Source organism: Paenibacillus sp. FSL H7-0326, from assembly GCF_001955535.1.
Taxonomy (GTDB): domain Bacteria; phylum Bacillota; class Bacilli; order Paenibacillales; family Paenibacillaceae; genus Paenibacillus; species Paenibacillus shunpengii.
In genome coordinates this window covers 14,880-38,884 of the sequence record NZ_MPVN01000006.1, presented here as the reverse complement: position 1 = coordinate 38,884, position 24,005 = coordinate 14,880, and the positions used below count along the sequence as shown (strand labels likewise).

25 protein-coding genes are annotated in these 24,005 nt (G+C 45.4%); 8 read left to right on the top strand and 17 right to left on the bottom strand.

The features are described 5' to 3' along the window. Nucleotides 1–24: 24 nt before the first annotated feature. Both BK126_RS23785 and BK126_RS23780 read right to left on the bottom strand, forming a co-directional pair. A complete protein-coding gene (locus tag BK126_RS23785; protein WP_076314998.1) occupies nt 25–420 on the bottom strand; it encodes an O-methyltransferase in 396 nt (131 codons plus the stop codon). Between the two features lie 274 nt (nt 421–694). Beyond that, complete coding sequence (locus BK126_RS23780) at nt 695–2,494, bottom strand: M3 family oligoendopeptidase (protein WP_076314997.1); 1,800 nt, start codon at nt 2,492–2,494, stop codon at nt 695–697. Nucleotides 2,495–2,638: 144 nt separating this feature from the next. Here BK126_RS23780 and BK126_RS23775 point away from each other — a divergent pair, with 144 nt between their 5' ends. Continuing rightward, nucleotides 2,639–2,836 (top strand): YycC family protein, encoded by a 198-nt coding sequence (locus BK126_RS23775; protein ID WP_076314996.1) that lies wholly within the window; start codon nt 2,639–2,641, stop codon nt 2,834–2,836. Beyond that, the gene (locus BK126_RS23770) at nt 2,833–3,066 is read left to right on the top strand and encodes a hypothetical protein (protein WP_076314995.1); all 234 of its coding nucleotides are present in this window, start codon (nt 2,833–2,835) and stop codon (nt 3,064–3,066) included. Before BK126_RS23775 ends, BK126_RS23770 begins: the two co-directional genes overlap by 4 nt. A gap of 95 nt (nt 3,067–3,161) precedes the next feature. Here the strand turns inward: BK126_RS23770 and BK126_RS23765 are convergent, their stop codons facing one another. Beyond that, nucleotides 3,162–3,545: a globin domain-containing protein gene (locus BK126_RS23765; RefSeq protein ID WP_076314994.1), complete on the bottom strand. Its 384-nt coding sequence runs from the start codon at nt 3,543–3,545 to the stop codon at nt 3,162–3,164. Nucleotides 3,546–4,050: 505 nt separating this feature from the next. Between BK126_RS23765 and ylbJ the strand changes: the two genes are divergently transcribed. Together ylbJ and BK126_RS23755 are read left to right on the top strand one after the other, a co-directional pair. Then, nucleotides 4,051–5,289 (top strand): sporulation integral membrane protein YlbJ, encoded by a 1,239-nt coding sequence (ylbJ, locus tag BK126_RS23760; protein WP_076314993.1) that lies wholly within the window; start codon nt 4,051–4,053, stop codon nt 5,287–5,289. A gap of 85 nt (nt 5,290–5,374) precedes the next feature. Beyond that, the gene (locus BK126_RS23755; RefSeq protein ID WP_047913524.1) at nt 5,375–6,178 is read left to right on the top strand and encodes an NAD kinase; all 804 of its coding nucleotides are present in this window, start codon (nt 5,375–5,377) and stop codon (nt 6,176–6,178) included. A 16-nt stretch (nt 6,179–6,194) separates the two neighbouring features. Here the strand turns inward: BK126_RS23755 and BK126_RS23750 are convergent, their stop codons facing one another. Further along, nucleotides 6,195–6,656, bottom strand: a complete 462-nt coding sequence (locus tag BK126_RS23750) for a YutD family protein (protein ID WP_076314992.1) — start codon at nt 6,654–6,656, stop codon at nt 6,195–6,197. Between the two features lie 54 nt (nt 6,657–6,710). Continuing rightward, nucleotides 6,711–7,598, bottom strand: coding sequence for a lipoyl synthase (gene lipA, locus BK126_RS23745; RefSeq protein ID WP_076314991.1), 888 nt, complete (start codon nt 7,596–7,598; stop codon nt 6,711–6,713). A gap of 197 nt (nt 7,599–7,795) precedes the next feature. Between lipA and BK126_RS23740 the strand changes: the two genes are divergently transcribed. Next, complete coding sequence (locus tag BK126_RS23740) at nt 7,796–8,851, top strand: M23 family metallopeptidase (RefSeq protein ID WP_256209885.1); 1,056 nt, start codon at nt 7,796–7,798, stop codon at nt 8,849–8,851. Between the two features lie 69 nt (nt 8,852–8,920). On the opposite strand, the gene yunB is transcribed toward BK126_RS23740, so the two are convergent. The 3 genes from yunB to zwf (BK126_RS23725) all read right to left on the bottom strand — a co-directional run bounded on the left by yunB (nt 8,921) and on the right by zwf (BK126_RS23725) (nt 12,425). Then, the gene (yunB, locus tag BK126_RS23735) at nt 8,921–9,766 is read right to left on the bottom strand and encodes a sporulation protein YunB (RefSeq protein WP_076314990.1); all 846 of its coding nucleotides are present in this window, start codon (nt 9,764–9,766) and stop codon (nt 8,921–8,923) included. Between the two features lie 221 nt (nt 9,767–9,987). Then, nucleotides 9,988–10,881: a phosphogluconate dehydrogenase (NAD(+)-dependent, decarboxylating) gene (gene gnd, locus BK126_RS23730; protein ID WP_076314989.1), complete on the bottom strand. Its 894-nt coding sequence runs from the start codon at nt 10,879–10,881 to the stop codon at nt 9,988–9,990. A gap of 89 nt (nt 10,882–10,970) precedes the next feature. Then, on the bottom strand, nt 10,971–12,425 hold the full coding sequence (gene zwf / locus BK126_RS23725) for a glucose-6-phosphate dehydrogenase (RefSeq protein ID WP_076314988.1): 1,455 nt from the start codon (nt 12,423–12,425) through the stop codon (nt 10,971–10,973). Nucleotides 12,426–12,789: 364 nt separating this feature from the next. Between zwf (BK126_RS23725) and BK126_RS23720 the strand changes: the two genes are divergently transcribed. Then, the gene (locus tag BK126_RS23720; protein ID WP_076314987.1) at nt 12,790–13,116 is read left to right on the top strand and encodes a winged helix-turn-helix transcriptional regulator; all 327 of its coding nucleotides are present in this window, start codon (nt 12,790–12,792) and stop codon (nt 13,114–13,116) included. Nucleotides 13,117–13,293: 177 nt separating this feature from the next. Here the strand turns inward: BK126_RS23720 and BK126_RS23715 are convergent, their stop codons facing one another. The 5 genes from BK126_RS23715 to BK126_RS23695 form a co-directional block, all read right to left on the bottom strand. After that, nucleotides 13,294–14,214 carry a hypothetical protein gene (locus BK126_RS23715; protein ID WP_076314986.1) on the bottom strand — a complete coding sequence of 307 codons (921 nt, stop codon included), beginning with the start codon at nt 14,212–14,214 and terminating at the stop codon, nt 13,294–13,296. 212 nt (nt 14,215–14,426) lie between these two features. Continuing rightward, nucleotides 14,427–15,314, bottom strand: coding sequence for a DUF1002 domain-containing protein (locus tag BK126_RS23710; RefSeq protein ID WP_256703023.1), 888 nt, complete (start codon nt 15,312–15,314; stop codon nt 14,427–14,429). A 204-nt stretch (nt 15,315–15,518) separates the two neighbouring features. After that, on the bottom strand, nt 15,519–16,037 hold the full coding sequence (locus BK126_RS23705) for an NUDIX hydrolase (protein ID WP_076314985.1): 519 nt from the start codon (nt 16,035–16,037) through the stop codon (nt 15,519–15,521). 95 nt (nt 16,038–16,132) lie between these two features. Next, complete coding sequence (locus BK126_RS23700; RefSeq protein ID WP_076314984.1) at nt 16,133–16,927, bottom strand: TrmH family RNA methyltransferase; 795 nt, start codon at nt 16,925–16,927, stop codon at nt 16,133–16,135. Between the two features lie 17 nt (nt 16,928–16,944). After that, a complete protein-coding gene (locus tag BK126_RS23695) occupies nt 16,945–17,607 on the bottom strand; it encodes a potassium channel family protein (RefSeq protein WP_076314983.1) in 663 nt (220 codons plus the stop codon). A 189-nt stretch (nt 17,608–17,796) separates the two neighbouring features. On the opposite strand from BK126_RS23695, the gene sspI reads away from it, so the two are divergent. Beyond that, nucleotides 17,797–18,030 (top strand): small acid-soluble spore protein SspI, encoded by a 234-nt coding sequence (gene sspI, locus BK126_RS23690; protein ID WP_047913513.1) that lies wholly within the window; start codon nt 17,797–17,799, stop codon nt 18,028–18,030. A gap of 107 nt (nt 18,031–18,137) precedes the next feature. On the opposite strand, the gene BK126_RS23685 is transcribed toward sspI, so the two are convergent. Together BK126_RS23685 and zwf (BK126_RS23680) are read right to left on the bottom strand one after the other, a co-directional pair. Continuing rightward, on the bottom strand, nt 18,138–19,718 hold the full coding sequence (locus BK126_RS23685) for a peptide chain release factor 3 (RefSeq protein WP_076315158.1): 1,581 nt from the start codon (nt 19,716–19,718) through the stop codon (nt 18,138–18,140). A 256-nt stretch (nt 19,719–19,974) separates the two neighbouring features. Then, nucleotides 19,975–21,537: a glucose-6-phosphate dehydrogenase gene (zwf, locus tag BK126_RS23680; RefSeq protein ID WP_076314982.1), complete on the bottom strand. Its 1,563-nt coding sequence runs from the start codon at nt 21,535–21,537 to the stop codon at nt 19,975–19,977. Between the two features lie 306 nt (nt 21,538–21,843). On the opposite strand from zwf (BK126_RS23680), the gene BK126_RS23675 reads away from it, so the two are divergent. After that, the gene (locus tag BK126_RS23675) at nt 21,844–22,176 is read left to right on the top strand and encodes a hypothetical protein (protein ID WP_076314981.1); all 333 of its coding nucleotides are present in this window, start codon (nt 21,844–21,846) and stop codon (nt 22,174–22,176) included. A 105-nt stretch (nt 22,177–22,281) separates the two neighbouring features. Here the strand turns inward: BK126_RS23675 and BK126_RS23670 are convergent, their stop codons facing one another. Together BK126_RS23670 and BK126_RS23665 are read right to left on the bottom strand one after the other, a co-directional pair. After that, complete coding sequence (locus tag BK126_RS23670) at nt 22,282–22,926, bottom strand: response regulator (RefSeq protein ID WP_047913634.1); 645 nt, start codon at nt 22,924–22,926, stop codon at nt 22,282–22,284. A 19-nt stretch (nt 22,927–22,945) separates the two neighbouring features. Continuing rightward, complete coding sequence (locus BK126_RS23665; RefSeq protein WP_076314980.1) at nt 22,946–23,998, bottom strand: sensor histidine kinase; 1,053 nt, start codon at nt 23,996–23,998, stop codon at nt 22,946–22,948. Between the last annotated feature and the right edge of the window lie 7 nt (nt 23,999–24,005).

The following is a 24,005-nucleotide window of genomic DNA, read 5'->3' as shown; positions in this document are numbered from 1 at the left end:
TTCGTTCTTCTGACACTTCCTGCATTAACCAGAAGTCTTCTCTTGATATGTATTTCGTGGATAGCGAATCATCAAGCTTGCTAAATTGTAATTGGACTCGAGCGTGGCGTCTACTACAATCATTCCTTGTCGAACTCCAAAATCATAGGTAATTTCTCCATGTGTCCAGTGTCTCTTCAGCTTCAAGGTTTCGAGGGCCATCTGTCGAAAAGAAACGCGCTGCATCTCCGTCAATCCGGTCGCAGGATGGATCTCGCTGCGCAACTGAACCGGATAATGCTTAATACCGAATTTACCAATCACATTATTCCGTATTTGCACAAATACAATTCCAGAATCCATTCCTTTCAGCTCTTCATCAAGCTCCTTAAATACCATATCCAGCTGTCTAGGCAGTGATAGTTGATCTAGTGAGATCATATGTTACCTCCTTAGCATATTAGACCTATTTTATATAGGGCTTGTGACTCAGTATATGACAATATTTTCCTTAATACAACAAATGGATATTAAATTAGGAATAATATACTAATTTTTGCGTTTATACCTAACAAATCTGGTAATATGCAGTTCGTACATCTTCAATATTCGACATATAATTTATGGTTTTTCATCGAAATATAGAAAAAAGACCTCAACATAAATTGTCGAGGTCCTACTCATAAGTAATAACTTGAACTTCTTCAAACTTCTATTACACTCGATGCTGTGTCATACGTAAAAATTGCTCAATATCAGCAATACAGAGATCAGCAGCACCTTGCCAGAAAGCAGGTTTAGTTACATCTGTACCCAGATGCTTCTCAGCAAGCTCTTCTACCGTCATGCGGCCCGTATCCCGCAGCAACGCGTCATACTTCTCAGCAAAATCACTGCCTTCTTTTTGCGCTTGTGCGTAAATCCCCATACTGAACATGTATCCAAAAGTATAAGGAAAATTATAAAATGGCACATCGGTAATGTAGAAATGTAATTTGGATGCCCAAAAAGTAGGGTGATACGTCCCCAGTGCGTCACAATACGCTTCGCGCTGAGCTTCCTCCATCAGTTCGGACAAATCGCTGCTGCTAAGAAGTCCTTCTTTACGTTTCTCGTAAAAGCGAGTTTCGAACAAGAAGCGGGCATGAATATTCATGAAGAAAGCAATTGAATTCTGTATCTTCTCTTCAAGCAATGCTATTTGAGCCTCTTCATCCTTCGCCTCTTTGATCAGTGCATCGGACACGATGAGTTCTGCAAAGGTTGACGCTGTCTCTGCAACGTTCATGGCATAATTTTGATTCAAGATCTCCATATCGTCCATCACATGCTGATGGTACCCATGCCCCAGCTCATGAGCCAAAGTGGAAACATTGGAGGCTGTGCCTGCATAAGTCATAAAAATGCGGGTTTCCTTGCTCACAGGAAGTCCTGTACAGAAGCCCCCTGGCCGCTTGCCTGGTCTGTCCTCTGCCTCTATCCACTGATGATCAAAGGCATGCTGAGCAAACTCTGCCATCCTTGGGCTGAATTTGCGGAACTGATTCACAATATTCGCAGCAGCAGCATCATACGATATCTTCTCAGTAGCGGAGCTTATCGGAGCATCCACATCTGCCCAAGACAGCTTCTCGACCCCCAGGAGCTGCGCCTTGCGTTCCAGAAACTTCACTAGTGTCGGTTTAGCCCGTGTAATCACGTTCCACATCGCATCGAGTGTGTCCTGAGACATGCGGTTGATGCTCAAAGGCTCCTTCAGTACTGAATCCCAGCCGCGTCTTTCATACAACTTGAGACGGAATCCAGCCAGGTGATTCAGCGTATCCGCACAGTAATCTGCCGCATCGCTCCACGCCTTCTCCCAGTCCTGCAGCAGCTTCTCCCGCACATTCCGGTCTGGGTCATGCAATTTGTTAGCTGCTTGGCCAGCAGATAGATATACGGTTTCTCCATTCTCTTCAAATGGAACCCGAACTTTGCTTACAATCGTATCATAGAATTCTCCCCAGCCGTGGTAACCATCAACGGCAAGATCCAGCGCAAGATTCTCTAATTCAGGAGACATCTTTTCCTTGGCCTTTAATCTGCTCTCATTTAGCACAAACGAAATTGGCTGAATTTCAGGGCGTTCCATCCATGCCGACCACACGGCATCAGGCGTTCTTTCAAAAAGGCTGTCAAACATCGTCTGAACACCGGCCAGTCTTGCGGATAAGGCAGCAATCTTACCGCTTAGCTGTACGGCCTTCTTGTCATCCTGATTCTGAGCTCCAAGACAAGCGGTAAATGAAGAGCCTTCATATAATCTCGCCGCTGCATCTTGAAGCTGGTCAAGCAAAGAATCCAAAGCATATGTATCCTCTATAGCCTTCGGCACTTGATATTCTTTAATTGCCTTGTCCAAAACAGTGATATCCTGATCCAGCTGCTTCAAATAAGTAGCAAAAGATGCTGAGGATGAGCCGCCGCTAAAAACGGATTCCAAATCCCAGGTTTGCGCAAGTGTATTACTCACTATTTCTCCACCTCATTCTCAAAAATTAAAATAAAATACACAAAACATGTTTGAAGTACGTTAATTCAAGGTGTATAACTAATACTATATCAGAATTTAGATTAACCTACTTTGATTAAATTGTTTATTACCGGAGGGAACTTGATGAGACCTTTACAAATATCAGCCGATACCGCAGTCACATTGTCCAAGAAGCTAGGAATTCCCATCGAGCAGCTGATGCATATGCCTCAGCACATTCTTATGCAGAAGCTGGCTGAGCTGTCCAAAGAGGAAGCCAAGCAGGAGCAGAATCAAGCAGGATCTTCTCCCAACAACGAGAAGGATACGACGACTTCATGATTCCATTTGAGAACACCTGGCCTTATGATATCGTGATGGGGGATATTTATGTCCAGTACTGTCCTTTCTGCGATCAAGAGAATGTGCTGCTCCCGCTTAAACCTAAAGAACTGATTCGCATTCGCGAAGGCAAAAAGAAACTTCTCGTCTTCCCTTGCTGCAATAATCGGGTCACACTGCTCGATAATGACCAGGATTATTTTCTGGCTGATCAGCCGCTTCGTAAATAATGTTCGCTTCGTTGCAATTATATGGCTAAGTACTCACAAAAGCCTGCTGGTATCATCAAAAAAACGCCGAGATTGGCGTTTTTTTTGATCCCTGTTTATGGTGACGGGGTATTAATGAAATGATAAGCCGGACCTGAGAGACGTTTCAGAGTAAACTCCCTTACAGAATCGGGCAAATCCTGCTCCTGCAGAGCTGCTGCCATACAGGACAGCCAAGCCTGAGCTCGTTCTTCCGTAACAGGAAAAGGAAGATGCCTTGCCCTCATCATCGGATGACCAAAAGCGTCTGAATACAGAGACGGACCTCCAAAGAATTGACTTAAGAACATATATTGCTTTTCCATAACAGGATCGATATCTTCAGGGAATAAAGGGGATAACAGTTCATTCTGCTGCACCTTGGGATAAAATGCTTCCACCAAAGCCCGAACTCCCTTTTCCCCGCCTAGATTTTCATATAGCGTTTTGTTAGGATCCATAACGATTGCGCCTTCTTTCTATAATCAGCTTGAAGCTATTTTATCATTTCGCTCCGCATAACTAAATACAATCCCTCATTTACCTAGCCCTAGAGACAAAAAAAGACAAGAGCCTCTTCATTCATAGGTCTCTTGTCTTATAAAGATTACACCATCGAGTAACTCTTAGCAGCGTTGTTTGACGCATCCCTTCAGTTAATAGCTGCGCCAATCTTCTTCACCCGGATGGGTGTGAGCTTCACGCATCACATACACGATAGCGCAGACGAGTACACCGGCTATAATTCCCATCATGACATCACTCCATCCTCAAAAAAGTTGAAAATCCGACATTTGAAAAAGGACTTTAGTCTTATTTCTTATAATAAATATATATTATCATAGAATACTTTAAATTACAGCTAATTTGGAAACGCTTACTTTATTTTTTTGTCCTGTTTGTCCAATAACGATCATATATTAACTAGACTCAGTTGATGAGAAACGGAAGTTACGGGAGGAACTAATGCTCATGAAACGTCTAGTTATTCCACTAAGCATCGTATTTGCCCTTTTCATTATATGCATATTCATGATGATTTATCCGACAGCGGTGTGGAATGCAGGGGTTCGCGGTCTCTCCATCTGGTGGGACGTTCTCTTTCCTTCCTTATTTCCGTTCTTTGTCATTTCTGAGCTGCTGCTCGGGCTTGGCATCGTTCATTTTACAGGCGCACTCCTGCATCCACTCATGAGACCTGTATTTCGTATCCCCGGTACCGGAGGATTTGTTGCTGCGATCAGCTATGCTTCAGGATATCCGATTGGAGCCAAATTGACGGCCAAGCTGTGGGAGAAGAAGCAGATTACCCGGGATGAGGGCGAACGTCTGGTAGCCTTTACGACAACATCTGATCCCATCTTCCTGATCGGAGCCGTATCCGTCGGTTTTTTTCAGCTTCCCGCCGTGGCACTTATGCTGGCTATTGCACATTATGGAGCTGGACTGATCGTAGGCTTGCTAATGCGGTTTCACGGAAAAAAAGATTCGCACTCGACTGCTGAATCAGATCCATCTGATGTGAAATCCCATCGACTCCGTGCTGCCTTTGAGGCAATGCATGAGGCACGCATCGAGGACGGTAGAACGATGGGGGAATTGCTTAGGCAGGCGATACAATCATCTTTGCAGCTAATTACCGTCGTCGGTGGCCTGGTTGTCTTTTTTTGCGTTATACTAGAGGTCTTCACTCAAGCAGGGCTGATGGCCGGCATGTATCATACAGTGGAGCTGATGCTTAAGACTCTCGGGCTGCCGCCAGAGATTTCTCAAGCGCTGGTAGGCGGGTTATTCGAAGTTACACTCGGTGCTCGCTATGCAGGAACACTTGCAGACATACCTTTAATGTATAAAGTGGCTGCTGCTGCCTGTGTATTATCTTGGGGAGGACTCTCCGTTCATGCGCAGGTTGTCAGTATCCTTAACCCAACTCCATTACGATATGCACCTTTCTTGATGGCACGACTTGTCCATGCATTGCTATCCGGGATGATTGTCTTTCTCTGCTGGGAATTGGTCATGCCTGATCAGAGTACATCATCCTTCATGCTGTGGCCTGATCACTTTCATTCCCTTCCATACCCATCGGCCATCTTCCAGGCTGTCCCTTATCAAATTGCACTCACCTTAGTAATAATATTCTTCTTGTTTGTGCTGACCTTAGTCTGCATCCTCCTCCAACGGCTCGCTTCAAGATTCAGGTAATGTCTAGAACTTTACGCATATTGATTGTTTTCTCTCCTGAAATTGGATATCATCGAGTTATACTGATGACAAAGGAGCTTTCATCTTGAGATATTATGTTCAGGACAGAGGAGACTCTTTATCCATTGATTTAGCCCAGCAGTTTCATAAATTGGCCAAGGAGCATGGGTTTACTCTCGATGCCAAATCACCGGAAATTGTGATATCGATCGGTGGAGATGGAACCATGCTGCAAGCATTTCACACCTTCACAGACCGGATTCCTGATATCGCATTCGTCGGCGTTCATACCGGCCATCTGGGCTTCTATGCAGATTGGAAAGCAGACGAGCTTGAGGATCTCATACAGCTTATGGCTGAAGGAAATAAGGATGCTGCCCGTTCCCCTCGTATCGTCGAGTATCCGCTCATTGATCTGGAGATTCGCCGCAAGTCCGGTGTGAGTTCTATGATCGCCCTTAATGAATTCACGTTAAAAGGTGTAGACGGCACCGTGGTTGCCCAGGTCGATATTAACGATGTCACATTTGAAATGTTCCGTGGTGACGGGATTTGTGTATCCACTCCATCGGGAAGTACGGCGTACAATAAGGCCCTCGGCGGCGCCATGGTTCATCCGACCATTGAAGCGATGCAGATTGCAGAGATTGCATCCATTAATAATCGGGTCTACCGTACATTAGGCTCGCCAATCGTTCTACCGAAGCATCATCATTGCGACATCTTCTCTCGCAAATCTCAACGTCTGCTGCTGACCATTGACCATGTGAACTTAACAGTAGACGATCTGATCTCTGTGAAATGTCAGGTTTCTACTCAGAAGGTCAGCTTTGCCCGATATCGTCCATATCCGTTCTGGGATCGGGTTCGAACTGCATTTTTGGACTAAAATAAAAAGCAACTCCTTATAAGGAGCTGCTTTTTATTTTTTCCATATTCTCTTTGTCCTTGGTTTCTTTAGAATTCTTGGATTCCTTAATTTCGCTGGCTTCCTTAGGCTCTGCAGCTTCCTTGGACTCTCTTGCTTCCTTCACAGCCTTGGATTCTTTATGCTCTTTGCTGCTGTTATCTTTGTGTTCTTTGTTTTCTTTAGGTTCCTTAAGTTTCTGTAGCACAAAATAAGCACACCCAAAATTGCAGTACTCGTTAATATAATCAACCATTCCCGCTATCGATGTATCCTTGTTCGCTTTTGGATGGTTATCTCGGTAGAAGCCTTTGAGCCGGAGTTGATTGTAGCCCCAATCCCCAATGATGTAATCATAGCGTTCCAGGACTTCACTATACCGGTCACGAAAGGCTTCCGGATTCCAACCATTTCGATAGTCCTGTAATACTTCGTAAGTTTTCCCGCTAATCTGAATCAAAACCGTCTTCCTTCCTTTCTATCCAAACCGCCCATAGGTTCAGGCCTGCTCTTATCATACTACATTATTAGCATTCGCGGCAGACTTAACTTGTTCATGTGCATGGTAAGAACTTCTGACCATTGGCCCTGATTCAACATGGCTGAAGCCGCGAGCGAGGCCTTCGTCCTTAAGCTTGGAGAATTCTTCTGGTGTTACGTATCTTTCAACATACAGATGCTTGTCCGAAGGCTGCAAATACTGACCGATCGTCATAATATCACAGTCTACGCTTCTCAAATCATCCATCGTTTGCAGTATTTCTTCCCAAGTCTCCCCCAATCCGAGCATAATGCTGGACTTCGTTGGAATTTGAGGCTGCATTTTTTTGGCACGTTCAAGCAGCTGAAGGGATCGCTTGTACTTGGCCTTTGCCCGAACTTTGTCAGACAAGCGCTCGACCGTTTCCATGTTGTGATTAAGGATGTCGGGCTTAGCGTCCATCACGATCTTTAAAGCCTCTTCATTTCCGAGAAAATCCGGAATTAATACCTCTACACTGCAAAAAGGCAGTTTTCGGCGAATGGCATGAATGGTCTCTGCAAAGATGGAAGCTCCTCCGTCTGCAAGATCATCTCTGGCCACACTGGTGACAACACAATGCTTCAGGTTCATTTGTTCTGCTGCTTCCGCTACTCGCTCCGGCTCTTTCAAATCCAGCTCTGTAGGCAGCCCTGTATTAACCGCACAGAATCGGCAGGCTCTTGTACAAATATCTCCCAGTATCATAAAAGTCGCTGTTCGATTAGCCCAGCATTCGTAAATATTCGGACAACGTGCTTCTTCACATACCGTATGCAGCGTCTTTGAACGCATCATATCTTTAATTTCTTGATAATTATCTCCCGTCGTCAGCTTGATTTTGATCCAATCGGGTTTTGGTTCTTTTACTTTATTCGCCAAAAGAGACCCTTCTTTCTATATCAAGTTGGAATTTTCGCATGGAACACATTATAACATGGATTTATGGGAATAAGCTCCAAATTGAAATAATTTGTAGGACTTAAACTCCAGCTTTTTTCTGTAAAGACGGATAAAAACGATGCTGATGTGTGAACCTAAATACAATGAAAAATATGACGAAAGGAGGATTGGCTTTTTTGATACGGATTCAGAAGAAAAAATGGTTGAACCTCGGCGTCACACTGATAATATCCGCTTCCCTCTTTGCTTCGTCAGTAACCGATGTGTATGCAAAAAGTGAAGAGACGAAACCTCTAGCCAAAGAAGAGATCTATAAGGAACGCAAAATTCTGTATGACCAAATCAGCGCAGTCAGCGGTGTTCCATGGTATTACTTGGCGGCCATTGATCAGTACGAGCGTACGATGACGAAGGCACATCCGAAGGACCGCGCTCATGAAGAGCGGCTGACCGGGGTGTTTTTTGAACCTCAGCTCTGGTCCGGTATCTTAAATCCAGATTCTTTAGATCGAAATCCATTATCCATCGAGGTATTCGGCGGATATGGCTTAGATGGTACTGGTGACAATATCGCCGATCCCAACAATGACTATGATGTCCTCTACAGCATGGCCCGAATTACATCCAAGTATGGTTTATCCTCAGACGATCTAGGTATTGCCCTGTGGGAGTATTATCAAAATTCGAGATCCGTGCAGCGCATCCAGCAATTTGCGAGAATTTATAAGCATTTTGATACGCTTGATCTTGCTCAGCATGCTTTTCCTTTGCCGATAGGCAATTCCTACTCCTATCGCAGCACCTGGGGAACGAGCCGAAGCTGGGGCGGCCGAAGAATTCATGAAGGAACAGACCTGTTTGCACCTCATGGATATCCTGTTCGAAGTACATGCTATGGGGTCATTGAGATCAAAGGCTGGAATCCATTTGGAGGGTGGCGTGTGGGAATAAGAGACCTGGATAACCATTATCACTATTATGCACACCTCTCAGGCTTTGATAAATCGGTTCATGTGGGCAGTCTGGTCACTCCAGGACAAACCATCGGATGGGTGGGCAGTTCAGGTTACGGCAAGCCGGGTACGCAGGGGAAATTCCCTCCTCATTTGCATTATGGTATTTATCGTGACAGCGGCTTAACTGAGTGGTCGTTTGACCCTTATCCTTCACTCAGACAATGGGAGAATGACGAGTATCGGGCACGTAAAGCCAAGAAGAACAGCAAAAAATAAAAGCGACTCGCAGAACCAAGAGTAAAAGTACTCACTCCTGTTCTGCGAGTTCTTTCATTAGATATGAATTCACTCGTTACCTGTTGGCAAGGATAAGTCTGGCTCCTCCATGTACAGCTCGCTCTCTTCCTCCTCACTAGGGACAGTTGTTCCTGCGTCTGGAGTGGTTACCCCCGTATTAGGCACTGTTCCGCCTGGCAGGGATGGGATCGCAATACTTGGCGCGTTAGCTCCATTCTCTCCAACTGGATTGCCCTCGCCGTCGTAATAATACATGGGTACATCCCCTACAACTAACAAATACGAAATCGGAATTTCCGTGTCGACCACTTCCGGCTCCATATCCAGAGGGACGACAACAGCAACCTCTGCCACAATATGAATGTATACCTCGACCAGAATCATATTAATGCCGGCATTTTGCTGCCTTGTATTGAGGTCAACCTTGACTGCGCCTTGCGGCTCGATCCGAATCGGAACTTTGGGTCCGAAGGAGGACAGCAGTGGACTGCCCAGCGCTTGCCCTACAGGAACGTGATCCTCAATCGTCTCCATTTCCTGAAGTGTGGTCTGAACGACAGACAACGCGCTCGAGGTTATCCGCATATGCTCGTTATAGTTCAGCATGAATCCGCTGATTTTCCCCTCCGCATCCGTCTTCCAATCAATCAGCTCGTTAGAAGGACCCGCTGCAGAGATTTGACTCGTAATCGCTTTGTTAATGGCCTCCGTCCCAAGCTGCTTCACTCTGATTTTTGCCAGATGCATAATAGGGGGCTTCAAATTCCGTTCCACATAACTAATGGACTGGATGGTCACAATGACAATCACCAACAGTACAATCAAAATCCACTTTTTACGCTGACCCCCGGTTTTTTGACGCTGTGTACGCCATCTTCCTCGTTTGAATGCCATGCTTCGCATTCCTCCCTCAAGAGAGGTGTGTCCATTTATCCTTATGCAGTCAGGTTCCAAAAAAGAAGATCAAGCTGTAAGCCTGGTCATAAAAAACAAAAGAGAAGGAACCTCGCTCAAAAGCGAAATTCCTTCTCAGGATAAGTTCGTAGTGTATATGATACATCAACAGAGATCATTCTTCCCTTTAGATCCCTATCCATTCAAAGTGAACTACATTCTTATTTCTTCTCTACTGCATGTCCGCCAAATTCGTTACGAAGTGCAGCAACGACTTTACCTGTGAACGTATCGTTCTCAAGGGAGCGGTAACGCATCAGAAGGGACAGAGCGATAACCGGTGTAGCTGCCTGCAGATCAAATGCCGTTTCAACCGTCCATTTACCTTCACCGGATGAGTGCATCACTCCACGGATTTCGTCTAGGTTCGAATCTTTGGAGAATGCACGCTCTGTAAGCTCCATCAGCCAGGAACGGATAACCGATCCATTGTTCCATACACGCGCTACTTTTTCGTAGTCAAAATCATAGTCACTCTTCTCAAGCACTTCGAAGCCTTCCCCGATGGAAGCCATCATACCGTACTCGATACCGTTATGGACCATTTTCAGGAAGTGACCGCTGCCTGCTTTGCCAGCATACAGATAGCCATTTTCTACAGAGGTATCTTTGAACAGAGGCTCAACGATGCTCCATGCTTCTTCGTCTCCGCCGATCATGTAACAAGCGCCGTTTCTTGCGCCTTCCATACCGCCAGAAGTACCTACGTCCATGAAATGAACGCCGTGCGCTTTGAGCTGATCATAGCGGGCAATGGATTCTTTATAGTGTGAGTTACCTGCTTCAATGACGATGTCCCCTTTATCCAGCAGAGGAGTAAGATCAGCAATAACACTATCCACGACAGCATGCGGAACCATGATCCACAGAATGCGCGGTGATTCCAGCTGATCAATAACTTCCTTGTAAGAAGAAGCACCTGCTGCACCGTAACCCTTCATTTCTTCGACAGCACCTGCATTCAAGTCGTAAGCCACGACTTCATGCTTATGATCAATCAAGTTTTTCCCCAGGTTTAATCCCATTTTTCCTAATCCAATAAGTCCTACCTTCATGTATGTTGCCTCCTAGATCTTCTCTGTTTTTTGTCCAACAATCTATGTCATCGGCTGCATATCAGCCGGATAACGTTTTAGAACAATGATTAATGCCAGCGATTTCCGTCCTGTGCAAGCAGTTCTTCCGCTGCCGCTGGACCTTCTGTTCCCGCCGCATAATAGTGAAGTGGAACTTCATTTGCAGCAAAGGCTTTAAGAATCGGCTCGACCCATCTCCATGACAGCTCTACTTCATCCCAATGCGCGAAGAATGTGGCATCACCACGAAGCGCATCAAAAATGAGGTTCTCATAAGCTTCAGGTACGTTGTCATACGAGGAATTGAAGCTAAGCTCCATCGGCTCAATCGTATCATGATGCATTGGGCTCTTAGAATTCAGCGTCAGGCGCATGCCTTCCTTCGGTCCAATATCGATGGTAAGCAAGTTAGCAGATACCGATTCACCATTAGACGTTCCCGCACTTAGCGGCTGCTTGAACTCAACTACGATTCGTGTCGATTTTTCACTCAGACGTTTACCTGTACGGATATAGAAAGGAACTCCTGTCCAGAATGGATCATCCAGGAACAAGCGTGCTGCGAAATACGTGTCGTTCTTGGAAGTTGCTTCAATACCGGGCTCTTCCAGGTAACCAACTACGGGTTTACCTTGTAAATCACCTGCTTGGTATTGCGCTCTTACAATATGCCGATCAAGTGCTTCTTCATCCAGCGGAATCAAAGACTGTGCCGTATTTCTCTTCTTCGCACGAACCTCATCTGGAGAAGATTTCTTCGGCAGGTGAAGTGAGATCATCATGAGCAGCTGCAGCATATGATTTTGGAACATATCTCTTACGGCTCCAGTATGGTCATAGTATTCTGCCCGCTCTTCGACCCCTACGGTTTCACTTGCGGTAATTTGCACATTTGAAATATAATGATTTCCCCACAATGCATGCATGACAGAATTCGTTGCACTTAGTACCTCAAGATTCTGAACCATGGGTTTACCGAGGAAATGGTCAATACGGTAAATCTCTTCCTCTGCAAAAGTACTGTTCAGCTTCTCATTCAGCTGTATTGCAGATGCCAAGTCATGACCGAATGGCTTCTCAATGATAAGCCGTTTCCAGCCGCGGCCTGAACCGAGCCCGCTCTCTTTGATATTTTCGGCAATGGGCTCAAAAAATTCTGGAGCAACCGACAAATAGAACATCCGATTTTGTGGAATGCCAAGCTCCTGCTCACGTTTTTCAACCACTTCAAGCAGCTTCTTGTAATCTTCAAGCTTGGTATTGTTAAGCGATGTATAACGAAAAGCGCCTAGGAAATCACGTACCTTAGCGGCATCCTCTGGAGAACGGCGAGAGAATGTATGAAGTGAGGCTTCAACTCTCGCCTGAAAATCCACATCGGACACTTCTCTTCTTCCTAGACCAATAACAGAAAATGATGATGGCATTTTTTGATCAACATACAGGTTGTATAGTGCTGGGTAAATTTTTCTCTTGGCTAAGTCGCCAGTAGCCCCGAACAGGACAAAAGTCATTGAATCCATTCTGATATGCCTCCCGTGTCTCTACCTATATTGTGCGCTAGTTATCATGTGAAAATTACGCAACGATAATACGCACTTATTTCCATAATCAACACCACATGTATTACCTATAAGAAATTACTATTTCCGTTCGATGTTGGTTATTATTTGTAACCAAATGAATTAACGTGATTATCATACACCCAGCTGACACCTTTCGTCAACAAAAAATGTCGAATCTGTGAACAATAAAATTTTTCTGTTATGATAGCGCTTTCCATGGTATTCTATAAATAATTCTAATAACTGTTTTTTCACTTTCTGGAATAGCTCCATGTACAATAGAAGTTACTTTTAATAATCAAGTGCATAAGGGGGCCTTGAAATGGATGAACAATCGACGTCAAATCATATGCAGATGTGTGAGAAAGTCTCGCGTTCGTATCAAATTATTGGTCGGAAATGGGTTGCGCCTATTGTTCACACCTTAATGGAGGAGCCCAAGCGTTTCAGTGAAATACATGCTGTTATCCCCGACTTAAGCAAACGCGTTCTGAACGAACGAATGAAAGAACTCGAGGAAGAAGGCATTGTCATTCGGAATGTCATTGCTGATCGACCTGTCCGTACCGAATATTCACTTACCCGCAAAGGGACAGAGCTTGCACGTGCTTTGAGCTCCATTGGACAATGGGCGAAGAAGTGGCTGTAGTCCTTAACGCAGACAAAGACGGATCCATGCAGCAATAACCCCCGTAAGCAGTTACGGGGGTTATCCTAAATTGCTATCTACCTCTTAGATCTTTATCTGAATTGAAGCGGTACAGTCAAACTTTTGGAACTGGCCATCAAACTTTCGATAATACGCCGCGTTACTTTACCTCATCGGCTATTTGCCTCGTTCAAGAAGATCATCATAAGTCAGCCCTCTTTCAGACTCCTCGGAATATTCCTGAACAGGATAATATCCTTCGGCTTGCCATTGCTTCAATATCTTTGGACTGACAATCGTGTTAGGAGGAAGCTTGAGATCACCGAATCCTTTCATTGCTCTTTTCGCTTCACTTATATTTTCAACTCGTTCTAAACTAAACGAATGAGTATCCCCAGTTCTATAATCCTTATACATTCTATATTCTCGATAAAATATACTGATTTCCGGATTGTCCGGATCGTCATTCACAAGATACTCCTCGGTTAGAACCCGATATTCTATACCTTCAATGGGCTTATAAGGTCCATCCAATATTAGTGTCTCCAGAAGCAGCTTGATATCCTCTGCGTCAGTTCTGTACGTTATTATTTCAGATGATCGCAGCTGCAGATACACCTTATCAGGAGAGGTAATCGCATATAATACCTTGACTTCCTTATTCCGTGGTAATTGAATGGCCATTTGCACAGTTGGTATTAGCTCTAGCTGACCTGCCTGCTCCAGTGTTTCGGGTACTATACGGTTATACCATTCCAGGATCTCAGCGGTTTGCCATTCTTCAAGCTCAGGTCTTTTGTTTAAGTCTTGATATGACACTACATCTCTGTCGTACTCGATATATTCCAGTTCAACCTTATTGGTCAACTGAGCACGAGGCAGCTCTGGCATTGATTGGCTTGTCAATTCCTCGCGAGTGGTATCCTGATTAGGCGTTGCGACATGGTCCTCCAGCTGTTCCTGCTGCTTCTTATCGGGCTTGTGGATCTGCTGTGTATTATATGCATCCTCAGTCTCCTTCTCCTTATCAGCATGATCTGAACAAGAGGTGAGGAGGAGGACAGAAGCGATAACACATCTGGTGATCACTTTACGCATAACCTATGATCTTCCTTTCGAGCTGAGATTTATTTTGAGGCAGGTATTAGCAGGAAGTCAATTTTCAGTTCCCATATGTAATCAACAAGTTCAACTGCTGCTATGTTTTAAAATATTTTACTGAATAACAAAAAAGCACCCTTCCTCGGATGCCTGCATATGATTCGCAGCCATCCGCTGAAAGCAGTGCTCTCTTACAATATTCTATTCAATTAGGAGAACCAGCCTTTAATAATTTCGATCAGTCCTACAAAAAAGTCTTTAATCGCTGCCAGAATGCCTTGTCCCTGCTCTGACTCTATAAAATCAGTGAACTGCTGTTTGGCTTGCTCCAGCTGATCTCCTACTGCATTCCAATTAATATTCGCATCCTTCATGTTCATAAACAGATCGACTAATCCATTCAGCTGAGCTTCCGGAATCGTGATATTAAGATTATTTGCAATATTAACAATCATAGTTTGCATTTCTTCTCTCGTCTCAGGCTGATTTTGCGCGAGTTCCTCTTTGATGTTCGTCATCAGCGTCGTCGTTTCTTCCGCTCCGATGGAATCGGATAATTGTGCGGTCTTTACGATCTCCTCGTTAGCAACCTGCTTCTGCTCCTCCGGGATTTGGGTATCTGTCGTTGTTTCATATGCTTTAATAATCCCTGTCAGTGCAGCTGTACCTGATACATCAAATGGTGCGGTAATACTAACATGAGCATCCTTAACACCCGCTGTGATCATCGCATTAAGGTACATATCGTTGGTTACCCAGTTAATGTGATTGGAAGTTGCTGACACGCCGCTTCCGGGCTTGCCGATTACAATTTTAGCGGAACTTAGCGCCTTGCTTCCGATTTGTGCCTTAGACATATGACTACCCAGATATTTATGTTCTTCTTCATTTGTCACCTGAATTGTCATCGCATCTGCAGGGGCATCCAGATCGGCTAGCACTTGTTCCTTCTGTGCCGCAGTCAAATCCTCCCCGAGTATAACAATAATATCCCCCTCTACCGCATCCGCAGAAGCAGCGGGGGCCATATACATACTTAGCAAAATAAGTGCAGGTATTAATAGAATTGCCGTCAGTTTGCGCAATTTCACCATCATGTCTCTCCTCATCCATAGCCGTTTCCAATATTTTAAACATTTCCATATTATGAATTAACCATTATCCTGTGACCCTCACTCCATCAATTTCATAACTCATTTAAGCGATGAAATTGAATTAACCTCCCTTTAAATGGATTTGCGAGCATTATACCATGGTTTCGATCCTTAATTTTTAACAGAATATTAATATTTTCTTAACCTTTATAAGCCTCTTAGAACGGTAATAGCCTGCTCCAATATGGTTTTATCTCTTAGAGTCATAAATTTACTCGAATACTCCCGACAATTCCTGAATGATCTGTCCATTGCTGTAAGAGCTTCATTCATTGTCATCCAGATCACCGTCAACCCGAGCTGCTTCTCCTTGGCTGTTAGCTTCACGGTGTTCTCCTCAACTGATTTGGCAATGAAGCAGTAGGATAACTGCAGGAACTGATTCTTGGTCTTATGCTCTTCAATGCGGCCCAGCGGATGCGTAATTTTTGCCCGATAGCCTGTCTCTTCCTCTACTTCACGCAAAAAGGCTTCTTCCGGCGTCTCTGTCCCTTCGATTCCCCCGCCAGGCAGCTTATATAATCTCCGTTTGGTCATATGCATCATCGCAATATTGAAATTCTCATCGACAAGCACCCCTCTAGCCCCATACCTGGACACGGAATGAAGAAGTTCCGAACGCTCACCCAAAATGTCATAATCTGTAATACGGCTTATCAAGTTCATATGTATTCTCCTAAATTAAATGGCAACGCCCCTTTGTAAACCAAAGGTTTCGCTGCCATCTCGATGTCTGTCCTATTTAATTCACCAGTCCGTTATCATGCAGAGTAATGCCGCTGCCTCATTGCTTCAAACATAAGTATGGTAGCAGCCATTGCGGCATTCAGTGACTCTGCCTGTCCGGGACTTGGAATAATAATGGCATCATCCACAAGACGGCTTACCTCCTCGGAGACACCGCTGCCTTCATTACCAATGACAAGCCACTTTGCTCCTCTAAAATCATAATCATAGCAGGAGCTCTCCGCAGCCAGCGATGTACTGACGAGTGTAACTCCTTCTGCTTTGGCTCTTGGTAGCACTTCAGACAGATCGGCTTCAACGACAGGCAAATGAAAAAATGAACCCATCGTGGAACGTATCGTTTTGGGATTATATATATCTGCACTCCCCCGCCCTACGATCACACCCTCTGCCCCGGCTGCATCTGCACTGCGGATAATTGTACCGACATTGCCCGGATCCTGAAGCCGATCCAACACGATAATCAAGCTGTCTTTTTTGTCTAAGAATACGCTCAACCCGGCAGCATCTTTTCTAACGATGGCAAACACCGGCTGCGGTGTCACCGTATCGGTGCACTTTTCAATGATTGCAGCAGACACCGGTATCCATTCGACACGGCCTTGTGAATCTGCATAGCCTGTCAGCTCTCCCGGTATTCCTTTGTCCATATCATAAGCTATACATTCGATATCAGCATCATAGCTTAACGCCTCTTGAACCAAATGAATGCCTTCAATCATGTATTTATTCTGCCGGGTTCGATACTTCTTGTCGAGCAGCTGCGCCCATTCCTTCACTCTCGGATTATGTACCGAAACGATTTCCATATGTCTTCAATCCTTCTTTATCTTGAATAGGCAAGCTCTAGCTTGGTCAGATCATCCTTGTGACCCACAATAATAAGCACATCCTCAGGCTGTATTTGATCACTTGCATCTGGTGAAATATTCATCTCTGTCCCTTTGCGGATAGCAATGACATTACAACCATAACGGGCACGGATGTTGAGCTGTAACAAATTTTGTCCAATAATGTTCGACGATGCTTTCATTTCCAGAATACTGTATTCCTCTGACAGCTCGATATAATCCAAAATATTTGGCGACGCTAGATGATGTGCGACCCGCATTCCCATATCTCGTTCCGGATAAACGACTTTATCCGCACCAATCTTGGACAACACCTTGCCATGAAGCTCCGACTTAGCCTTCACAATTAAAGACTGGATACCCATATCCTTCAGAATCAGCGTCGTTAATATGCTCGCCTGAATATCTTCACCAATCGCAACGACCACCACATCAAAATTCCGAATGCCAAGCGCTCTGAGCGCCTCCTCATCCGTGGAATCTGCTGACACCGCATGTGTCACTACATTGGATATGTCTTGTATTCTATGCTCGTCCCGATCTATTGCCAGAACGTCAAACCCCATTTCACTAAGTGCATAAGCAACACTCGATCCAAAGCGGCCCATGCCGATCACGGCATATTGTTTTTTGGCCATAATAGGGTACCTCCATATCATCTTAGGTATTAGAGAATTATTCTATAAGGTAGTTCTTCATTATTATAAGTGCTTTCAACCAATTCATCCTAAGTAGTATAGCACAATGAATGGAAAACTTGAATTTATACGCTCTGCTCAGGGAACAGTATATAGGCAGGAAAAGACTACTTTTGGAGGGACAAACACATGTCTATCGTACTGGATTTGCGCCAAGCGATCGTTCACAAGGTACATGGCAAGCCGGATAAGGATATCAGAGAGATGATTGAAGGATCCGTTGATGGACCCGAAGCAGCTCTGCCGGGACTCGGAACCCTGTTTGAAATGATCTGGAAGGATTTGCCGAAAGGGAAGCAGGATGAACTGATTCAGGTACTGCAAGAGCATCTGAAGAAGGTTAAGCCCGTTCCTTTAACCTAGAATCGATCCATCCATAGCCTTGAACTGCAAAAAATCCCCCGCCCATTATCGGACGGAGGGATTTCTTTTGTATGTGGTGCTCCGCATTCCTGTAACTCTTACAACCCTTACGGTGCAGTCTCCAGGAATTTAGCTGTCGGATTCTTCTCAATTGCCGTTCTCATCGCATATTCATTCTCAAAGAGGACCACATAATTGTCCTTCTTATCTTTCACAAGGGTAGAGTTAATCCGGAATTTGCTTGGATCGATCTTGTCGTCAATAATCCAGCGGGCAAATTGATACGGCATGCGCTGCAGCTGTACCTCAACGCCATACTCTGCCTTCATCCGATGCTCGAATACTTCAAATTGAAGCTGTCCAACGACTCCTAGAATCGTCTCATCGAAGCTCGCTGTACGGAACACTTGAATCGTCCCTTCCTCTGTCAGCTGGTCAATGCCTTTCTGATACTGCTTGTGCTTCAAGGCATTCTTTGCTGTCACCTTCGAGAAAATTTCCGGTGAGAATGTCGGAAGCTCGTCAAAGACAATTTCACTGCCTTGGCTTAAGGAATCTCCAATTCGGAAAATTCCCGGATCGAACAGACCGATAATGTCGCCTGGATAGGCCTCTTGTACAATGTCCCGGTCCTGAGCCAGAAACTGCTGGGGCTGAGAGAGCTTAATCTCCTTGCCTACACGAACATGCTTAACGCTCATGCCTCGTTCAAATTTACCCGATACAATTCTCAGGAATGCGACACGGTCGCGGTGTGCCGGGTTCATATTCGCCTGAATCTTGAAGACATAGCCGCTGAACTTCTCATTTGTCGGTTCAACTACACCTTCCGTGCTCTTGCGAGGTTCCGGCTTCGGCGCCAGCTCCAGGAAGTTCTCCAGGAAGGTCTGAACACCAAAATTATTAACTGCACTACCGAAAAATACAGGGGTAAGCTCCCCTTTCAGCACCTTCTCCAGGTCAAACGGATCACCCGCTACATCGAGAAGCTCAAGCTCCTGCTTTAATTGGTCATGCAAGAATTCACCAGCCATCTCACGAATCACCGGATCCTCATAGCTGTCGACCTTTTGCACATTAATCTTGGAATGATCATCACCTTGGAACAGCTCCACCTGATTTTTCATCCGGTCATATACACCGCAGAGTTCCCGGCCCATACCAATCGGCCAGTTCATCGGTACCGAACGGATACCAAGAACACGCTCCAGCTCCTCCATTAGATCAAACGGACTTTGTCCCTCACGGTCCAGCTTGTTGATAAATGTAAAGATCGGTATTCCGCGCTTTGCACACACCTGGAACAATTTAATCGTTTGTGCCTCGACACCCTTCGCTACGTCAATCAACATGACGGCACTATCTGCGGCAGTCAGTGTGCGATAAGTATCCTCACTGAAGTCCTGGTGACCCGGTGTATCCAGAATATTAATACGATGACCTAAATAATCAAACTGCATCACAGAGGACGTTACAGAGATTCCCCGCTGCTTCTCAATTTCCATCCAGTCACTTGTCGCATGCTTGCTTGCCTTCCGAGCCTTTACTGTACCTGCCAGGCGAATGGCGCCCCCAAATAACAGCAGCTTCTCAGTCAACGTCGTCTTCCCGGCATCCGGGTGAGAGATGATCGCAAACGTCCGGCGTTTGTCGACCTCCTCCTGCAAAATATTCGTGGTTTTGCTCATGTTCATTAATCCCTCTCATACTCATATATTCATCAAAAATGTAATATTCCAAAGTATAACATCATGCCTGTCGTAATCTTGCCATAGGACCTTCCGTCTAAATGGCTCAACTCTCCTATTGTACCACATTTGTTATTTATTTTTACCTGTATATTTTATCTCACCTAAAAAAGCAGAGTCCTCCTAATTTAGAGAGAGGCCTCTGCTTTTGCACCATTAAATGTCACGATGTGATTCATGTAAGAAGTCGGTTTATTCATCCTTCATTGTTCTTAATCCAGATCACGTTGTCTTCATCCTGTCCATTAACCGGCCACCAGTGATGTCCATCCTGCTCCAGCAGATTATCCGCTGCGGACGGCCCCCAGCTGCCTGCAGGATAATAGGCCAGACTCTCCGGCTGCTCTTGCCATACCGCTGCAATACGGTCTACGAAGGACCAGGCCGTTGCAACTTCGTCCCATCTTGTAAAATAGGTGGAGTCTCCTTCTGCAGCATCATGAATGAGCCGTTCATAAGCCTCCGGGGAGTTAATTCCAATCATGCAGCTCTGGCAAAAATCCATGGCAAGCGGCTCAATCTCTGAATCTGTGCCTGGCTTCTTGGCATTGATCTTGATATAAATACCCTCCATCGGATTTACACGGATGACAAGGAGGTTCGGCTCGAGCTTATATTTTTGACCAAGATACACATTGTTCGGCATGGATTTGAACTCCACAACCACTTCTGTCGTTTTGACAGGCAGTCGCTTACCGGTTCGGATATAGAAGGGCACTCCAGCCCATCGGAAGTTATCGACGAATACCCTCGCCGCAAAATACGTTTCTGTATTGGAACTGGGATCTACTTTATCCTCCTGGCGATAACCGGGCAGATGTACCCCCTTCACATCACCTTCCGTATATTGACCACGAACGACATTCGCGCTCACATCCTCACTTGAAGCAAACGGACGTAAGGAACGAAGCACCTTCACCTTCTCATCCCGGATATCCTCGGGCACAAGCCGGCTTGGCGGCTCCATGGCAATCATTGTGAGCATCTGCAACATATGGTTCTGTCCCATATCACGAAGGGCGCCGGCCTGGTCATAGTATCCTCCACGCTCTTCAACTCCGACGGTCTCACCCAGTGTAATCTGAATATTGGAAATATGCTTGTTATTCCATAACGGCTCAAAAAAGGCATTGCCGAAACGGATCACCTCTATATTCTGTACCATTTCTTTGCCCAAATAATGATCGATCCGGTAAATTTCTTCTTCGCGAAATACTTCACGAATTTGCTCATTCAGCTGCTCTGCCGAGCCCAAGTCATAGCCGAAGGGCTTCTCAATGACCAGCCTGTGCCAGCCTGTACTTTCAAGCAGCCCCCCTTCTTTCAAATGGGAAGACACGCTTCCAAACAGCTCAGGAGCCAGCGCGAGGTAGAACAGACGATTACCGGGAATGGAAAATTCATGTTCCACATCCTCTGTGAAGGCATTAAGCTCACGAAACCCATCGACATGATGAATATCTAAAGACTTATATTCGAAATGCCGTGCAAACTCAGCCCATTCCTCTTGGTTCCCATCGCTTGGCTTATAACGACAAAACTCCTTTATTGAGGACAGCACATCTTCTCTGAACTCCTCACGCGTCCGCTGACGTCTTGCCAGACCAATAACTGCAAAGTGATCTGACAGCTTACCTTCCCGGTAAAGACTATAAATCGCAGGAAAAAGCTTGCGCCGGGCGAGATCGCCCGTAGCTCCAAAAATGAAAAATACCGCACTCGATGCCTGCATTGTTTCAACCTTTTGAATGTTCGCCATAGCTCCTTCTTTCCCTATCGAATAGTTTTATTTTTTGAACTAAATAGTGTTACCTGGATGTTGCTGACATTTTAGCACAACTGAACTTGCGAAGCTATGCCTTGAAATCCTCATCTCCTACTATTATAGGTATTCTCTTATTCTTATAACCGGCTTTTCAAATAATTGCTCATCTATCATACAGGGCTTGGTTAAAGGTCTATACCTGTTCAGCTTCAAGAGAATACTTATAAGTTAGACAGAATGAAGGTCTAAGCACTGCAATACTTTCTTTCTCTCTATTAAATTACAAACGAGGTGAATGATATGTATCCTGTACGTCCGTTAACCCCGGAAAACATAGGCCAGCATTGTGGAAAAATGGTCTGTGCTGTCATGAAAGACGGAAGACGGTTTGTCGGCAGACTTCACAGCTGTAATGGAACCCATATTTTTCTTGCCGATGAACGCAAAGGCAAATATAGATCCTGCCGAGCTTACAAATCGAGTGTACTCGAGAGCAAACAAGCAGAGCAGCCGAAGAAAAAACAGAAAAAGTTAAAGCAGCAGGCCGTAGTTAAAGGCTTCTATCCTTACGGCGGCTATGGCTACGATTGGGCTCTCGGTCTCTCGTTCCTCGCTTTGCTCTTCCTCATCTAATTCTTTCTATAAAGTAATAGAAGGCCCCGGCTCATCTATCCAGAGTCTCGGGGCCTTACATTGTGCTGCACAGTTATATAAATTCAAATTTGAGAATTGTCCTTGTCACTCAGCCAGACCATTCTTATAAGCGTAAATCGCCGCTTGCGTACGATCATCGACTCCCAGCTTCGCGAGAATGTTCGTCACATGAAACTTTACCGTTTTTATCCCGATAATCAATGTGTCCGCAATATCCTGATTCGATTTGCCTTGTGCGAGCAGTCTTAGAACATCCATCTCACGTTCAGTGAGGCCTTCATGTGCCTTGGCCTGCTCTTGCGGCTGGCGGAAGCGGTTCATCATCTTGGAGGCTACCTGAGACTCTAGAACAGACTGACCGCGGGCAGCAGCGCGGATCGCATCCGCAATCTCGGAAGCGCGTGAAGTTTTAAGTAAGTAGCTAAATGCTCCAGCTTCAATGACGGGATACATCTTCTCATCATCCAGATAGCTGGTAAGTACGATAACCTTGCATTCTGGCTGCATCTTTAACAGCTGCTTGGTCGTTTCAATCCCATCCATTCCTTCCATCACCAGATCCATTAGAACGACATCGGGATGGTACTCCTGAGCAAGACGAATGCCTTCCTCTCCGCTCCCTGCTTCACCAACAACCTCGATCCCATCCTCGGTATCCAGCACAGCCGCCAGCCCAATCCGCACCATCTCATGGTCATCGACCAGCAGAACCTTAATGGCAACTTCCATACTTTCATCTTCCATAATACTATGCTCCCTCGCTTTCTTCCTCCATGACCGGCACCGTTATTTCGATTCGGGTTCCTTTGCCTGGAGCCGTAATCCATACGATCGAGCCGCCAATTTCATTTACACGCTCCTGCATATTGGACAACCCGTACGAAGCCTGCTTCTTGTCATCCAATTCAAAGCCCTCGCCATCATCCCGGATAATGACCCGAATGGCTTTATCCTTGCGTTGAATTCGAATCTCGATCCTTTCCGCCTTGGAATGCCGAAGGGCATTGGACATGGCTTCCTGAATAATACGAAATAGATGATTCTCTATCCCTTTTACCAGCTGAATGCCTTCATCCATCTCAAGCGAAATTTCCATCGGCACCTTGGACTGAAGCTCTCTCACAAGTTCCTTAAGTCCTTGTTCAAGATGCTTGCCCTCCAGATATACGGGACGCAAATGCAGCAGCAATGCCCTCATCTCCGATTGGGCAACAGAAGCCATTTCCTCGATCAACGCCACCTGTCGCTGTGCTCTGTCAAAATCCTTCTCCAGCGTACGTCCTACCGCTGTAGCTGTCATGGATATGGCGAATAGCTGCTGGGACACAGCATCATGCAGCTCTCTGGCTAAACGCTGCCTTTCTTCTACAATGGCAGACACTCTTGCTTGTTCAGCTAACTGAGCATTATGCGTGGAGAGGCGCTGAAGCGAGGTGACCTGCTCCTCCCACTTCTTGCTGATCCGGCCCAACTGTTCTCCAATTCGTCCGACTTCATCATAACCAAGCTCCGGCACAGCCCTCGTTACGCTTCCTTTCTCCCATTGCAGTAAGGTTTCCCGCAGTCTCTCTAGTTGCACCTTGGTTCTGTACATTTGGAAGAACCCATAAATCGCACCGAGTCCAATCAACAGTAATACAAGGGTGGCTCCAGCCTGAAACCAATGATCCCACTCATCAAACGGCATTAAGTATCCATAGGAGTAAAATATATAAAAGGTAACCAAGCCTAGCACCAGTGCAAGCAATATGCTCTGTCCCATACTACGCGTGACCATATTTTTTGTTTTATTGGATTGCATAAGGGAG